Annotated in this window: 12 protein-coding genes; 10 read left to right on the top strand and 2 right to left on the bottom strand. The window is 70.5% G+C overall.

The annotated features are described in order from the left end of the window. Positions 1-92: 92 nt before the first annotated feature. Together ACSHT8_RS19775 and ACSHT8_RS19770 are read left to right on the top strand one after the other, a co-directional pair. Complete coding sequence (locus ACSHT8_RS19775) at positions 93-404, top strand: WXG100 family type VII secretion target (RefSeq protein ID WP_436492354.1); 312 nt, start codon at positions 93-95, stop codon at positions 402-404. Positions 405-472: 68 nt separating this feature from the next. After that, positions 473-769 (top strand): WXG100 family type VII secretion target, encoded by a 297-nt coding sequence (locus ACSHT8_RS19770; protein WP_436492352.1) that lies wholly within the window; start codon positions 473-475, stop codon positions 767-769. An 86-nt stretch (positions 770-855) separates the two neighbouring features. Here the strand turns inward: ACSHT8_RS19770 and ACSHT8_RS19765 are convergent, their stop codons facing one another. Continuing rightward, entirely contained in the window at positions 856-3,552 is a 2,697-nt protein-coding gene (locus ACSHT8_RS19765; RefSeq protein WP_436492351.1) for a BTAD domain-containing putative transcriptional regulator, read from the bottom strand. Between the two features lie 349 nt (positions 3,553-3,901). On the opposite strand from ACSHT8_RS19765, the gene rplM reads away from it, so the two are divergent. The 6 genes from rplM (at position 3,902) to ACSHT8_RS19735 (ending at position 9,919) form a co-directional block, all read left to right on the top strand. Beyond that, on the top strand, positions 3,902-4,345 hold the full coding sequence (gene rplM, locus ACSHT8_RS19760; protein ID WP_054052149.1) for a 50S ribosomal protein L13: 444 nt from the start codon (positions 3,902-3,904) through the stop codon (positions 4,343-4,345). Further along, on the top strand, positions 4,342-4,923 hold the full coding sequence (gene rpsI / locus ACSHT8_RS19755; RefSeq protein ID WP_436492350.1) for a 30S ribosomal protein S9: 582 nt from the start codon (positions 4,342-4,344) through the stop codon (positions 4,921-4,923). The genes rplM and rpsI overlap by 4 nt, the downstream gene beginning before the upstream one ends. Before the next feature lie 109 nt (positions 4,924-5,032). Next, the gene (gene glmM, locus ACSHT8_RS19750; RefSeq protein WP_436492349.1) at positions 5,033-6,367 is read left to right on the top strand and encodes a phosphoglucosamine mutase; all 1,335 of its coding nucleotides are present in this window, start codon (positions 5,033-5,035) and stop codon (positions 6,365-6,367) included. A 153-nt stretch (positions 6,368-6,520) separates the two neighbouring features. Then, positions 6,521-6,910, top strand: a complete 390-nt coding sequence (locus tag ACSHT8_RS19745; protein ID WP_436492348.1) for a hypothetical protein — start codon at positions 6,521-6,523, stop codon at positions 6,908-6,910. Between the two features lie 28 nt (positions 6,911-6,938). Then, complete coding sequence (locus ACSHT8_RS19740; RefSeq protein ID WP_436492347.1) at positions 6,939-9,389, top strand: hypothetical protein; 2,451 nt, start codon at positions 6,939-6,941, stop codon at positions 9,387-9,389. Positions 9,390-9,400: 11 nt separating this feature from the next. Next, a complete protein-coding gene (locus tag ACSHT8_RS19735) occupies positions 9,401-9,919 on the top strand; it encodes a hypothetical protein (RefSeq protein WP_436492346.1) in 519 nt (172 codons plus the stop codon). Positions 9,920-10,503: 584 nt separating this feature from the next. Here the strand turns inward: ACSHT8_RS19735 and ACSHT8_RS19730 are convergent. After that, entirely contained in the window at positions 10,504-11,322 is an 819-nt protein-coding gene (locus ACSHT8_RS19730; protein ID WP_436492345.1) for a dienelactone hydrolase family protein, read from the bottom strand. Positions 11,323-11,382: 60 nt separating this feature from the next. Between ACSHT8_RS19730 and glmS the strand changes: the two genes are divergently transcribed. Further along, positions 11,383-13,242 carry a glutamine--fructose-6-phosphate transaminase (isomerizing) gene (glmS, locus tag ACSHT8_RS19725; RefSeq protein ID WP_436492344.1) on the top strand — a complete coding sequence of 620 codons (1,860 nt, stop codon included), beginning with the start codon at positions 11,383-11,385 and terminating at the stop codon, positions 13,240-13,242. 3 nt (positions 13,243-13,245) lie between these two features. Next, entirely contained in the window at positions 13,246-14,670 is a 1,425-nt protein-coding gene (locus ACSHT8_RS19720) for an NAD(P)H-hydrate dehydratase (protein ID WP_436492343.1), read from the top strand. Positions 14,671-14,899 lie beyond the last annotated feature (229 nt).

Here is a 14,899-nt window from a genome sequence, read left to right as displayed (position 1 = left end):
CGCGTCGGAACCGAACCTGGCAGGGTTCCGTCGTAAGGGTTGTACGAACGAAGAACATGTACGACCAACCACTATCTAGGGGGTAACTCCCGATGTCCGGTTACGGAATCACGCCCGAAGAGATGGCCAAGGCCGCCGTTGATGTCGACAACATCAACGAGGAGTCGCAGAACGCCCTGAACAGCCTCCGCAGCGCCCTCGACCCGCTGCGCGACAACTGGAAGGGCGTCGCTTCGCGCGCCTTCGCCACGCTGATGGACCGCTACAACGCCGACGCCGCCAAGCTGCACGACGCGCTGGCGGGCATCTCGGAGCAGCTCAAGGCCTCGAACGCTGCCTACGTCCAGCAGGAAGAAGAGTCCTCGCAGTCGCTGTCGAACATCAGCAACGTGCTCGGTGGCTGATTCAGCCCGCTCGCTCTTCTCGCTTCATTCCGCAATAACCAAGACTTGAATCCAGAGGGAGAACTGAAATGCCTAACGGCGACCAGATCAGTGTGAACTTCGCGGAGGTCGCGGCGGCCTCCCAGGCCCTGTCCTCGACCGCTTCGCAGCTCGAGACGCTGCTCGGCGACCTGAAGGGCCGCCTCGCCCCGCTGCAGGCCGGCTACACCGGTGCCGCCAAGGAAGCGTGGGACGCCAAGCAGAACGAGTGGAACCGGGCCCAGGACGACCTGCGCCAGGTCCTCGCCTCCATCGGTATGGCCGTCCAGCAGTCCGGCGAGAACTACGAGGCCGTCGAGAAGGCCAACGCCGCCAAGTGGGGCTGATCGAACCGCGCTAGCGAGTTCATCGCATCTTCAACACCCGAGTGGGGCCCGGAGGAAACTCCTGGGCCCTACTCGGGTGTTCGGCGTCAGGGGGATTCGCCCAGTCTTCGCAGCGCGTCCTCCAGCAGGAGACTGTCTGTCTGCCGGAAGATCTCGGCGGCTCGGCGCCAGTGCCGCCTGGCGTCCTCCGGGGCTCCGATGTCCAGATGGACATCGCCTAGTTCGAGGAGGATGTCGCCTTCGATGTAGGTGACGTCAAGCTCGCGATAGAGCGCGAGGGCGCTCTCGTAGTTCGCGATGCTGGATTCAGAGTCACCGGTCTTCGCTAGGACCGTGCCAAGTGTGTGGTGCGCCGACGCGGCGGTTGATCTCAACCTGTCGCTCGCACATAGAGCGATTGCTGCCTTGGCGTGGCTGACGGCGTTCCCATAGTCGCCGTTGTAGTGGTAGGCGCTGGCCAGGGTGGCGTGCGCGCGCCCTTCCTCGTCTGAGTCGCCGGTCGACAAGGTCAGCAGTTGCCTGGCACACCCGAGATTCTCGGCCGCTCTGCCCGCCTTGGCGTAAACGATCGCCAGGTTGTTGAGTGCGTTGATCTCTCGTTCCCGATTCTGTGTCGCTCGTGCCACAGCCAGCATGTGCTCCAAGCTGTCGATGGCTCGGTTGTGGTCGCCGCGAACACTGTGGACCACGGCAAGACAGTTCAACGCGGGCAGTTGCGCGGCCTCGTCGCCGATAGCGCGAGCAGCGGAGAGTGTGTGCTCGCAGATCTTGATCCACTCGTCAGCCTGGTGTGCCCTGGCGACCAAGTACCGGAAGAATGTGCCCGAGAATCGGGCCACCAGATCCAGGTAGATGTCCTCTGTCGCATTGGTGACGAGCAAGGCGACGTTCGACCATTCCTGATCGCACCACTCGAGGGCCTCGTGCGCGTCCAGGAATGTCCTTGCGGGAATCCCCGCCTCGGGCGCTGACCCCAAGATGGCGTTGGCGGCGGACAGCCCTGCCAGGTAGTGCTCCAGCAGGCGCCGAGTGGCGCCGGGAACCGATTCCGAATCCACTTCCTGCGCCAGTGCGCGGGCGAAGTCGCGCATGAGGTCGTGGAACTGGTAGTGATCGACTCGGGAACGCTCGACCATGTTCCGAGCACTGAGCCGGTCCAGCAGGGATCTTGCCGCCGATTCGGTGAGTGAGCCGACCGCGGCGGCCGACGACGCCGTGAAGTCGATCGCGTTCTGTGCGCCGAGCAGGCGGAACAGGCGGGCCGTGTCCGGGTTGAGTGCCTGGTAGGACCGCAGGAACACACTGCGCAGATCGCTGTCATCGTCGTCGTCCAGATCGAACGCCGCCAGGCGGTGGCTGCCCTCGCCGAGCAGACCATCGAGAGGCGAATGGGGCTCCTCGGAGGCGCGTTCGCCGAGGATGCGGATGGCTAGCGGGAGATGGGCGCAGGCGCCGATTACGCGCCGCACCTGATCGGGCGTCTGGGTGACGCGTTGGTGGCCGATGATCCCGCGCAGCATCGCGATGGCGTCATCGGTCGGCATCCGGCCGAGCGAGAGCCGGTGGGCGCCCTCCCGGACGACAAGGCCGCGCAACCTGGTCCGACTGGTCACCAGGACGACGCTTCCCGGCCCGGGCAGCAGACGGCGAACCTGGGCCGAGTCGGTCGCGTTGTCCAGCAGGATCAGCAGCCGCCTGCCCGTGGTGTGCGTCCGCCACAGCGCCGCCCGCGCGTCCAGCCCGGCAGGCAACTGGTCGCCACGGACGCCCACGCCTTGCAGCAGCGCGGTGAGGGCCGCCTCGTCGGACATCGGGTCGCCGGGGCCGTAGCCCCGCAGGTTGAGGAACAGTTGGCCGCCCGGGAACGCCGCGATCTCCTGGCGCGCGAACCGGACAGCGAGGGTCGTCTTCCCGACGCCCGCGGTGCCTTCGATCGAGCACAGGGTCAGCTGTTCGGTGCTGTGGGAGGCGAGTACGGCGGACAGTTCCGCGAGGTCCGCGACGCGTCCGGTGAAGTGCCTGGCGTCCGGTGGCAGCTGGGCGGGACCGGTGGACCGCCGTGGGCCGTCGGGTTCCAGGACGCGCCGGTGCACCTCGCGGAGGGGGCCGCCGGGATCGATGCCGAGCTCGTCGGCCAGCCGTCTGCGAAGTGTGTCGTAGTGCGCGAGGGCCTCGGCCTGTCTGCCGGAAGCCGACAGCGCGAGCATGATCAGTCCGGCCAGCCGCTCGTCCAGGGGGTGCTCTGCCGACAGCTCGGCAAGGCGGGGGAGCACCGTGGTGTGCTCGCGCTGACCGAGCCGGATCTCGATGAGGTCGATCTCGGCGGTGAAGCGCTCCCGCTCCACGATGTCGCGCATCCGGTTCAGCCACGGGCTGTCCGCCGCGCCGAACGGTCTGCCCCGCCAAAGCCCCATCGCCCGGTCGAGCAGCGGACCCGCCGCCGCGTCGTCCGCGCCCCGTGCGGCCTCGATGAGGGATCGGAACTCGTGCAGGTCGACCTTGGACGTGTCGACGTCGAGCTGGTAGCCGCCCGCCGCGCGCTGGATGGTGGCGTCGGCCAGGGCCTTGCGGAGTCTGGAGACGTAGCTGTGCACGCTCGCCGCCGCGCTCGCCGGGGGCTGTTCGCCCCACACCCGGTCGACGAGGGTCGGCACCGGGGTCGGGCGGTTCGGGTCGGCGAGCAGGGCCGCCAGGACCATCCGCTGCCGGGCGTGGCCCAGGTCGACGGCCACGCCGTCCCGTTCGGCGTCGATCCCGCCGAGCAGTCGGAACCGGGTGTCCATAGCCGCCTTCCCGGCGTTCAAGGTTCGTTCAAGGTTCGCCCACGCCGTGATCGACACCCTATTGGTGTCGCGGGCCGTTCGGCCCGCGGGCGTGGGCGCTCGTCCGCACTGGGGGTGCGGACGAGCGGTCATGCGGAGGTGGTGGGGCTCACTATCAGCGGCGATAGAGGGGGGCGTTTTGACCCTGACATGGCCCACCCGGTATCTTCTCTCTTTGTTGTGCGGCGCGGGGCGCATTGCTCGACTGGTCGAACGCGAGTCGAGCCGCGTTGCGCGCCTCTGGGTGACCCCATCCAGAGGTGAGGCCCGCACAGGCACCCATGACGCAAGTTGACGATGAGGTAGACCCGTGCCCACGTACAGCCCTAAGCCCGGCGAGGTCGACCGCGCCTGGCACGTGATCGATGCCGAGGACGTGGTGCTCGGCCGTCTCGCGACGCATGTCGCCACGCTCCTGCGCGGCAAGCACAAGCCCACGTTCGCCCCGCATGTGGACACAGGCGACTTCGTCGTCATCGTGAACGCCGAGAAGGTTGTCCTCACCGGCAACAAGCGGGACAACGCGTTCGCCTACCGGCACAGCGGCTACCCCGGCGGTCTGCGCAAGCAGTCCTTCGGTGAGCTGCTCGACACGCGCCCCGACCGGCTGCTGGAGAAGGTCGTCAAGGGCATGCTGCCGAAGAACAAGCTCGGCCGCGCCCAGGGCAAGAAGCTCAAGGTGTACGCGGGCCCGAACCACCCGCACGCCGCCCAGCAGCCCACGCCGTTCGAGATTGCGAAGGTCGTCAAGTGAGTGAAGACGCCGTGACCACCGAGACCGACGAGGCCGTCGCGCCCGAGGTCGAGACCGCCGACGAGGCCGTCGAGACCGAGGCTGTCGAGACCACCGAGGCCGCCGCCGTCGAGGCGTTCGACGAGGCCGCCGAGGCCGTCGAGCCCGCCGCCGACGAGGAGCCCGCCGCTCCGGCCCGGCCGCACCTGACCTCCGAGACCGCGCAGACGGTCGGCCGCCGCAAGGAAGCCGTCGTCCGCGTCCGGATCACCCCGGGTTCCGGCAAGTTCACCCTCAACGGCAAGAGCCTCGAGGAGTACTTCCCGAACAAGGTCCACCAGCAGCTCATCCGTGAGCCCCTGGTGACCGTCGAGAAGCCGGAGTCCTTCGACATCCGCGCCAACCTCCACGGCGGCGGCATCTCCGGCCAGGCCGGTGCGCTGCGCCTGGCGATCGCGCGTGCGCTGATCGAGCTGGACAGCGAGGACCGTCCGGTCCTGAAGAAGGCCGGCTTCCTGACCCGTGACCCGCGGGCCAAGGAGCGGAAGAAGTACGGCCTGAAGAAGGCCCGCAAGGCGCCGCAGTACAGCAAGCGCTGACCTGCGCGTCAGCCCTGGTACTACCCGACGGGAGCAGTACGTTCGATACTCGGACGTGCTGCTCCCGTCGGCATTTCTCCCGTCTTCCCCAGCGCAGTGGAGGTCCTCCATGGCACGGCTGTTCGGTACCGATGGAGTGCGTGGCCTCGCGAACTCCGACCTGACCCCGGAGTTGGCCCTGCAGGTCGCCGCGTCGGCGGCCAGAGTGCTGGCTGAGCACGACAGCTCGCACCGCCCGGTCGCCGTGGTCGGCCGCGACCCGCGGGCCAGCGGCGAGATGCTGCAGGCCGCGGTGTGCGCGGGCCTCGCCTCCGCCGGTGCCGACGTCATGCAGCTCGGCGTGCTGCCCACGCCTGGGGTGGCCCACCTGGTCGGCGAGCTGAACGCCGACCTGGGCGTCATGATCTCCGCCTCGCACAACCCGATGCCCGACAACGGCATCAAGCTGTTCGCCGCGGGCGGCCACAAGCTCGCCGACGCCATCGAGGACGAGATCGAGGCGGGCATCGGCCAGGCCGCGAACCGCCCGACCGGCGCGGGCGTCGGCCGCGTCTACGACATCAGCGACGCACACGACCGCTACGTCGCCCACCTGCTCAAAGCCATCCCCAACCGCCTCGACGGGCTCAAGGTCGTCGTGGACTGCGCGAACGGCGCGGCATGGGCCGCGGCCCCGCAGGCCTACCGCGAGGCGGGCGCCGAGGTCATCGCGATCCACGCCCTGCCGGACGGCGAGAACATCAACGAGGGCTGCGGCTCCACCCACCTCGACGACCTGCGCGCCGCCGTCGTCGCCGAGGGCGCCGACCTGGGCATCGCCCACGACGGCGACGCCGACCGCTGCCTCGCGGTGGACGCGGGCGGCCGGATCATCGACGGCGACCAGATCATGGCCGTCCTCGCCCTCGCCATGAAGGACGCGGGCGAACTGGTCGACGACACGCTGGTCGTGACGGTCATGAGCAACCTCGGCCTGCACCTGGCGATGCGCGACGCGGGCATCAAGCTGCGCTCCACCGCCGTCGGCGACCGCTACGTGCTGGAGGAGATCCGCTCCGGCGGCTACTCACTCGGCGGCGAGCAGTCCGGCCACGTCCTCATCCCCGGCCACGCCACCACCGGCGACGGCCTGCTCACCGCGATGCGCCTCATGGCCAGGGTCGCGGCCACCGGCAAGCCGCTGGCCGAGCTGGCCGACGTCATGCGCCAGCTCCCGCAGGTCCTCATCAACGTCAAGGTCGCCGACAAGGCCACCGTCGCCGCCTCCCAGCGCGTCGCCGACGCCGTCGCCGCGGTCGAGGCCCGGCTCGGCGCCGAGGGCCGGGTGCTGCTGCGGCCGTCGGGCACCGAGCAACTCGTCCGGGTCATGGTTGAGGCGCCCACCCACGAGTCCGCGCAATCGGCCGCCGACGAACTCGCCGCCGTGGTCGCCGCGATTCAGTAAGCCGATTCGGGTCAAGCCACCCATTCCCCGGGTGCGCGGCCAAAGCGGTCGGTATCTTTCCGGTGGGCGGTCTTCGCGCGTGCAACGCACTGGGAACCCCGCCGTGCGTCGCGGAGTCGCACCTGGTGTTGAAGGCAACTGAGGGGAGTCGGTGTGGGCAAGGGCAAAGGCGGCGGGTTCGATTTCGACCCGGACGCCGTCCGCGGGTTCGCTGAGGTCTTCGCCGACGCGCAGCAGCAGGTGACCCAGATCCAGGCCGAAATGGCTCAGACGACCGCCAAGGCCGCCGATTTCGGCAAGTCGTGGGCGCAGAAGTTCGGCACCCAGTACGACCAGTACATGGCCTCGCTCGCCGCCGACCTGGCCAATCTGGCCACCCACCTCGGTGAGATCAGCGCCAAGCTCAACCAGGGCACGGACTTGACCGTCGAATCCGACTCCAGCGGCTACAAGAGCCTCAAGACGATCGACGAGCGGATGCAGTCCACCGGCGGCGGCACCACGTCGCAGCCCGGCCCGCGGTCCGGCCCGGTCGCGGTCTAGGCCGCGGCAGACTTCCCGGGGGTAGGAAATGAACTTCGAAAAGGCACACGCGCTCGACGCGCTGCTGAACAAGTCCACATCGGTCGGCGTCTACGGCGAGGCGTGGGACGTCATCGGCGAACCGCTCAACCGCGGTGTGGATGAGACGCTGCCCGCATATGACGCGAAGCTCGAACTGAATCTGCGGCCGAAATCGGGCGAGAAGCGCCAAGAGGTCAACGAGCTGCGCTGGGGAAAGATCAAAAAGGACGCGGCGAAGATCGAGGGCCTCGGCCTGGCGATCGAGAACATCGCCTCGGTGATCAAAAAGGGCAAGGACCAGCTCTCCCACGACTGGAAGGGCGAGTCGTTCGAGGCGTTCAAAACCGCGATCGAACGCGTCGAGAAGACCCTGACGGATTACGCGGCGGCCGCCAAGACCACCGCGACCGGCCTCACCACCGCGATGACCCGCACGGAGACGCTGTACAAGAACTACGCGTCCTCCAGCCAGACGATCCTCACGTTCAGCGACGAGTACGGCAAGCCAAACGACTGGCGCAAGGTCTCCGGCGACGACATCAACGGCCACCTGGTCGACGTGTGCCCGTGTACGGCGGGCTGCAACAAAGACGAGGACGAGGAGTCCCGGATCATCCGGGACAAGATCATCCACCCGGTGGCGTACAAGTTCTACGAGAACGTCTACTGCGGCTTCGGCGACGACTCGTGCAAGACCAACGCCCAGGCCGCTGTGGACTACTCCAACACCATGCGGGACAAGGTCGCCCAGAAGATCAATCAGTGGTACGTCGCGACGGACAACCTCCGTCACGGCGTCGACGGCCTGCACACGGCCGCGCTGGAGAACCTGCGGATCATGTCCGAGCTGAAGGTCTTCGCCCGGATGAAGGTCCCGGGCGCGCCCGGCCCCGGCCAGCAGCCCCCCGGTGACAAGAAGGACCCGGGCGGCGGCGGTGGCGGCGGAGGCGGCGGCGGGGTTCCCGGTGGCGGCGGCGGTGGCGGTGGCCTGCCCAAGCCGCCGGAGATGCCGACGCCGCAGCCCCCGGACCTGTCCAGCCTGGAGGACCCGACCAAGGACCCGTCGCTGACCGACCCGACCACCACGCCGAGCGCGGTGGAGCCGCCGGGCGAGACGGTCACCATCGAGGAGGGCGACCGCAAGATCTCGGTCACCAGCCCCGACAGCGAGGGCCAGGTCAAGGTCACCGTCGACGACGGCACGGGCAAGCCGAAGACGTACACGATGGACTTCGGCCAGGCGGGTACGCCGGCGCTCGGCCCGGACGGCAAGCCGATGGTCGGCCCCGATGGCCAGCCGGTGACGAGCCCCGGCCCAGTGATGGGCGCCGACGGCAAGCCGATGCTCGGCCCGGACGGGCTGCCGGTGATGAGCGAACCGGGCGCGGGTCAGGTCATCGAACCCGGCGCGGACGGCAAGTGCGTGATCTCCGACCCGCCGATGACGATCACGGCTGAGCGGCCGGGCGGCGGGGACGTCGTGCTGGTGACTGTGGACGATGGAACTGGCGACCCGACCTCGTACACATTGGACTACTCCGAGGCGAACGGTTCCTCGGCGGCCGGGCCCGCGGCCGGAGTTGTCGGCGGTGGGGTGGCAGGCGGACCTGGCGGTTCGGCTGGTGGCTTCACCGGTGGCGGCGTGTCTGGCGGTGATGTGGCTGGTGGCGCAGGTGGTCCTGGTTCCGCTGGCGGCTTCGGCGGTGCCGGTGTCGCAGGCGGCGAAGGGGCAGGCGGCCCTGGTTCGGCGGGCGGCTACGGCGGTGCGGGCGTGACCGGTGGCGCTGGGGCTGGCGGCTTTGCCGGGGATGGCGTGGCTGGCGGTACCGGCTCGGCCGGTGGTTTCGGCGGCCCGGGCGTGGCTGGCGGCGGTGGGGCTGGCGGCTTCGCTGGGGATGGCGTGGCTGGCGGTACCGGCTCGGCCGGTGGCGTCGGCGGTGCGGGTGTTGCCGGTGGTGGCGGTCCTGGTTCAGCCGGTGGTTTCGGCGGCGACGGTGGCCACGGCGCGGCAGGCGGGTCCGGTGCGCACGTGGCTCCGGCAGCGTTCGCGGGTTCAGGCGAATCCGTGTGGACTAGCCCGGATCAGGCTGGCGTCCACGGCGGCCCGGCGGGCGAGCAGCTGACCTCGGCCCAGTCGGTCGACGGCGGCGCGCAGGCGTGGGGTTCGGCGGGCGGTGCCCTCGACGAGCAGCCGAGGGACTTCGGCCCGAGCGACGTCCAGGCGGCGGGCGCAGGTGAGGCGGGCTTGTCGAGCGCGTCCGGCGAGCCGAAGGCCGACCAGCAGCCCGGCGGCGCCATGGGCTCCGGCATGGGCGGCGGCATGATGGGCGGCGGCGGTGCGGGCGGCGGCCAAGGCGGCGACTCCGAGCGCGCGGGCAGCCAGTGGCGCACGACCGGCAACCTGTTCGACGAGGACTTCGCCGAATCCGGCGGCGCCCTCTACGGCGACACCATCTGAGGGGTGCGGCTGTGTACTTGATGGACGAGATCGACGAAAGCGTCACCCTCCGCAAAATCGAGGATGCCGCGGCGCAGGGCATCCAGGAACTCGAGGACACCGCCGAACTGGCCGCCGAGATCGACCAGTCAGCCGCCACGGCCAGTGCCCAACAGCAGGCCGCCTTCGCCGAGGCGACCGCGGAGGGCGAACGCGGCCTGGCCGCCCTGCGTGAGCAGACGGCCAAGGAGGAGGCGCCCGCCCCAGGCTGGACCGCCCCCACCAAGCCCAAAACCCTGAGCTTCACCAACGAGGACGACGAGCCCACCTACCAGCCCACCCCACCCACCAGCGGCTTCGTACCCCCACCACCCCCGCCTCCGGCGCCGGTGGACCCCCCCGCCCCCGCCCCGAGCGCGGCGAAGTTCCTGTCGTTCGGAATCGAGGACGAGGACGAACCCGCCCCGCCCCCACGCCCAACCCCAGCCCGCCACCGCAGGGCCGCCGAGCCGGACGACGACGACTTCTCCGGCCACAGCTGGGTCCGCTGACACAAGGAAACGAAGCCGCGACCCAGCTGCCTCTCACGACGCCGCCAGCCGTCCCGAGGGCGCCGAGCAGATCCGCCGCCGCACTGGACCTTTCGCGGCGCACGTTGGACGACGCCCCTCGGCTTCGGCGCGCTGACGCGGGCTGCCCGGTTCGGGGAAGCTGAGATTCGCCGCCTAGGCGGCGAATCGAGACTTTCGCGGCCCTCGGTACGACTTCGGCGCGCTGACACGAGGTCGCCCGGTCCGGGAAAGCTGCGATTCGCCGCCAGGGCGGCAGTGAAACTGTTCGCGGCCCTCGGTACGGCTTCGGCGCGCTGATCTGAGGCCGTCAGGTTCGGGCAAGAAGCTGCGATTCGCCGCCCGGGCAGCGATTCGAAACGTTTCGGGGCCTTCGCCGGCTTCGGCGCACCGACGCGAGGTCGCCCACTCCGGAGACGCTGATCTTCGGCGCCGCTCGGTTGTTTCTCGTGGGGCAACGTTCCGCTGGGCGCGCTGACGCGGGGCCGCTCGGCGCGGTCCGGCTGCGCGCGCGTTGGACGGTGCGAGGCGGGGATGTTGGGCTGGTAACCCAGCAAACGCGGCGGCTAGTGGTGGCCGACCAGGTCCTCGTCCCCGTCGTAAGTGATCTCCGCGCCCTTGATGTTCTCCTCGACCAGCGGCAGGTACTCCGCGGCGCCGGTCAGATGCACCAGGAAGAACGCGGTCAGCAGCGCACGGCTCGTCCGCTGCGTGCCGTGCTCGGCCTTCCCGTCGATCAGCAGCGCACTCCAGTGCCTGCCCTCTGTGAACCCCAAGTGACTGGCCTTGGGCAGCGTCCGCAACTGCACCGGCCCGCCCCACGACCGGGCGATCAGCTCCGCATTCGCCACCGGCGGCGCCACCCGATCCGCCCCAGCCGCCAAGTGCAACCCAGGCATCCCGCAAGACCGCGCCGCCTCGCTGGCGAACGGCTTCGTCTGCGAAGCGGCCAGTGTCGCGACAGCCCGTACCCGCGTGTCCTCAGCGGCCGCCAACACCGCCGCGCCGCCACCGGTCGAGTGTCCCGCCAGCGCCAGCCGGTCCGGGTCGACGCTGATGTCCCCGTCACCCAGCCGCACCCCAGCCGCCACGTCCAGCGCTGTGCGCAGGTCGGCGGCGAGAAGTCGGTGGGAGCCGAGTGGGCTCGTATGGGTCCCCGGCGCCGTGACGACGATGCCCCACGAAGCCAGGTGCCGGAACAGGCCCCGGTACCGGTCGGCGGGCTGCAGCCAGCCGTGGCCGAACGCCACCGCGGGCAGGCCCAGGCCGGATTTCGGGGTGAACACCAGCCCTGGCATCCCGACGAGCGCGAGGTCGCCGCGCAGGACCTCGTTGGGTCCGGGGCGGGACAGCTCATCGAAGAGGTGCTTGGCCTTGCGTGCCATGTCCGCAGCCTATCGGTGGCCGGGGGTCCGGGTGTGGCGGCGCTGGTTACCCTGGTGCGCGTGTGCGGAATCGTGGGATATGTGGGTCATCGCCCGGCGCTCGATGTCGTGTTGGACGGGCTGCGCAGGCTGGAGTACCGCGGGTACGACTCGGCTGGTGTCGCGGTCCTGACCGGCGACGCGCTGGCGGTCGAGCGCAAGGCGGGCAGGCTGGCGAACCTGGAGGCCCGACTCGACGAAGTGGGCCGCGAGGGTTTCGCGGGCACCGCGGGCATGGGCCACACCCGGTGGGCCACCCACGGCGCCCCCATCGACCGCAACTCCCACCCGCACCGCGACACGACCGGGCGCGTCGCCGTCGTGCACAACGGGATCATCGAGAACTTCGTCGCGCTGCGCGGGGAGTTGGAGTCGGCGGGCATCGAGTTCGCCAGCGACACCGACTCCGAGACCGCCGCCCACCTGGTCGCCCTCGCCTATGCCGAAGGCGACACCGCGGGCGACCTGCCCGCCAGCGTCCGGGCCGTGTGCCGCCGTCTGGAGGGTGCGTTCACGCTGGTCGTGACGCATGTCGACCAGCCGGACCTGATCGTGGCCGCGCGCCGGTCGTCGCCGCTGGTGGTCGGGATCGGTGACGGTGAGACGTTCGTCGCCTCCGACGTCGCCGCGTTCATCGAGCACACGCGTGAGGCCGTCGAACTGGGCCAGGACCAGGTCGTGATCATCACCCGCGACGGCTACGAGGTCGTCGACTTCCACGGTGAGCCCGCGCCGGTCAAGCCGTTCACCGTCGACTGGGACCTGTCGGCCGCCGAGAAGGGCGGCCACGAGTACTTCATGCTCAAGGAGATCGAGGAGCAGCCCGAGGCGCTGGCGAACACGCTGCGCGGGCACTTCGTCGACGGCCGCATCGTGCTCGACGAGCAGCGCCTGGCCGACCAGGACCTGCGTGACATCGACAAGGTCTTCGTCGTGGCCTGCGGCTCGGCCTACCACTCCGGCCTCGTCGCCAAGTACGCCATCGAGCACTGGACGCGGCTGCCCGTCGAGGTCGAGCTGGCATCCGAATTCCGCTACCGCGACCCGGTGCTCGACCGCGACACCCTGGTCGTGGCGGTCTCCCAGTCCGGCGAGACGGCCGACACGCTCGAAGCCGTGCGGCACGCCCGCGAGCAGAAGGCCCGCGTGCTGGCGGTCTGCAACACCAACGGCGCCCAGATCCCGCGCGAGTCCGACGCGGTCCTCTACACCCACGCGGGCCCCGAGATCGGCGTCGCGTCGACCAAGGCGTTCCTCGCCCAGATCGCGGCGAACTACCTGGTCGGCTTGGCCCTCGCGCAGGCGCGCGGCACCAAGTACGCCGACGAGATCGCCCGTGAGTTCCACGAGCTGGAGGCCATGCCCGAGGCCGTGCGACAGGTCCTCGGCACCACCGCCCAGGTCCGCGCGCTCGGCCAGGAGCTGTCGGCGTCGAAGGCGGTGCTGTTCCTCGGTCGCCACGTCGGCTACCCGGTGGCCCTTGAGGGCGCGTTGAAGCTCAAGGAACTGGCGTACATGCACGCCGAGGGCTTCGCGGCCGGTGAGCTGAAGCACGGCCCGATCGCGCTGATCGAGGACGGCCTGCCCGTGGTGGTGGTCATGCCGTCGCCGAAGGGCCGGGCGGTGCTGCACTCGAAGCTGGTGTCCAACATCAGCGAGATCCAGGCCCGCGGCGCGCGCACCATCGTCATCGCCGAGGAGGGCGACGAGACGGTCCGCCCGTTCGCCGACGAGCTGATCGAGGTGCCCGCGGTTCCGACGCTGCTGCAGCCGCTGGTGTCGACGGTGCCGCTGCAGGTGCTGGCCGCCGAGATCGCCCGCTCGCGCGGCTACGACGTGGACAAGCCGCGCAACCTGGCGAAGTCCGTCACGGTCGAATAGCCGATGCGCGACGTCTGGCGCACCGACCGGGTCCGCGCGGCCGAGGCACTCGTCCTCGCCCGCACGCCCCCCGGCGCCCTCATGCGCCGCGCCGCCCACGGCGTCGCACTGCACACCACCCGGCTGCTGGCCGCGTCTGGCGGCGTCGCGGGCCGACACGCCGTGCTCCTGGTCGGCTCGGGCGACAACGGCGGCGACGCGCTGTGGGCGGGGGCGTTCCTGCGCAAACGGTCCGTCGGGGTCACCGCCGTGCTGCTCTCGCCGGACCGTGTCCACGCTGAGGGCCTCGCCGCGCTGCTTCGCGCGGGCGGCAGGGTGGGCGCGGCGGAGGATCTCGACCGCGCGGATGTGGTGATCGACGGCATCGTCGGCCTGTCCGCGCGGGGTTCCCTGCGGCCGGACGCGGCTTCGCTGGTCGCCCGGGTGCGTGCCCCGATCGTCGCCGTCGACCTGCCCAGTGGCGTCGATCCGGACACTGGCGCGGTCGACGGCCCCGCGGTCACGGCCGCCCTGACGGTCACGTTCGGGGCGTTGAAGCCGGTGCACTTCCTGAGCGGGCGCTGCGGCCCCGTGCACCTGGTCGACCTCGGCCTCGACCTCGCCGACCCGGACTTCTCGGTCCTGGAGCAGGCGGAGGTCGGCGCCGCGTGGCCCGTCCCCGGCCCGTCGGACGACAAGTTCACCCAGGGCGTCGTCGGCGTCGCCGCGGGCTCGGCCACCTACCCGGGGGCCGCCGTCCTGACCATCGGCGCGGCCGTGCAGGCCACCTCCGGGTTGACCCGCTACGCCGGGTCCGCGGCGGATGAGGTGCGTTCGCGGTGGCCGGAGGTCGTCGCGACGGGGTCGGTCACGGACGCGGGGCGGGTGCAGGCTTGGGTGGTCGGGCCGGGTTTGGGCACGGGCAAGGCGTCGCGGGACACGGTCGCGGCCGTGCTGTCCGCGGGGGTGCCGACGTGCGTGGACGCGGACGGGATCACCTTGCTCGCGCAGCACCCGGACCTCTGGGACGCCCGCGACCCGGACGCACCTGTCGTGCTGACGCCGCACGACCGCGAGTTCGCCCGCCTGGCCACGCCTCTTGGCATCGAGTTGGGCCCCGACCGGGTAGGTGCGGCCCGCGCTCTGGCCAAACGCTTGGACGCGACGGTGCTGCTCAAGGGCCACGCGACGGTCATCGCGTCGCCGGGTGGCCGGGTGCTGGTCAACTCGGCCCGCTCCCACTGGCTGGCGACGGCAGGGTCGGGCGATGTTCTCTCGGGCCTGATCGGCGCCCTGCTCGCCGCGGGCTTGGAGCCCGCCCTCGCTTCGGCATGCGCGGCTTGGGTCCATGTCCGCGCAGGCGAACTGGCGGCAGCGGGTGCCCCCACATCCGCGTCGTCCATCGTCACGGCTCTCCCGGACGCAATCCGCGCCGCGCTGGGCCGTTGAGTTATCCACAATCCATCCACAGGGCAACGCCAATCAAGATCGAATGACACCCCCGCCGGGTAGACTGGCCAAGGGCCGTCCCCCCGGGGAAGGGTGGGGGCTGCTCGTGGGGTGTGCCGAGGCCAAGAGGGCGTGTGCCGCGATTCGGCAGGGCTGCTCAGCCCCGGCTGATCCACCCCGGCTGGTCCGCGGCACCGATGGCTGTCGAAGTGGGACGGGTGGAGGGATG

This window comes from Actinokineospora sp. HUAS TT18, from assembly GCF_051364635.1.
In the GTDB taxonomy this organism is placed as follows: domain Bacteria; phylum Actinomycetota; class Actinomycetes; order Mycobacteriales; family Pseudonocardiaceae; genus Actinokineospora.
Note: the sequence above shows the minus strand (reverse complement) of the source record. Positions and strands in the feature narration are given on the sequence as shown.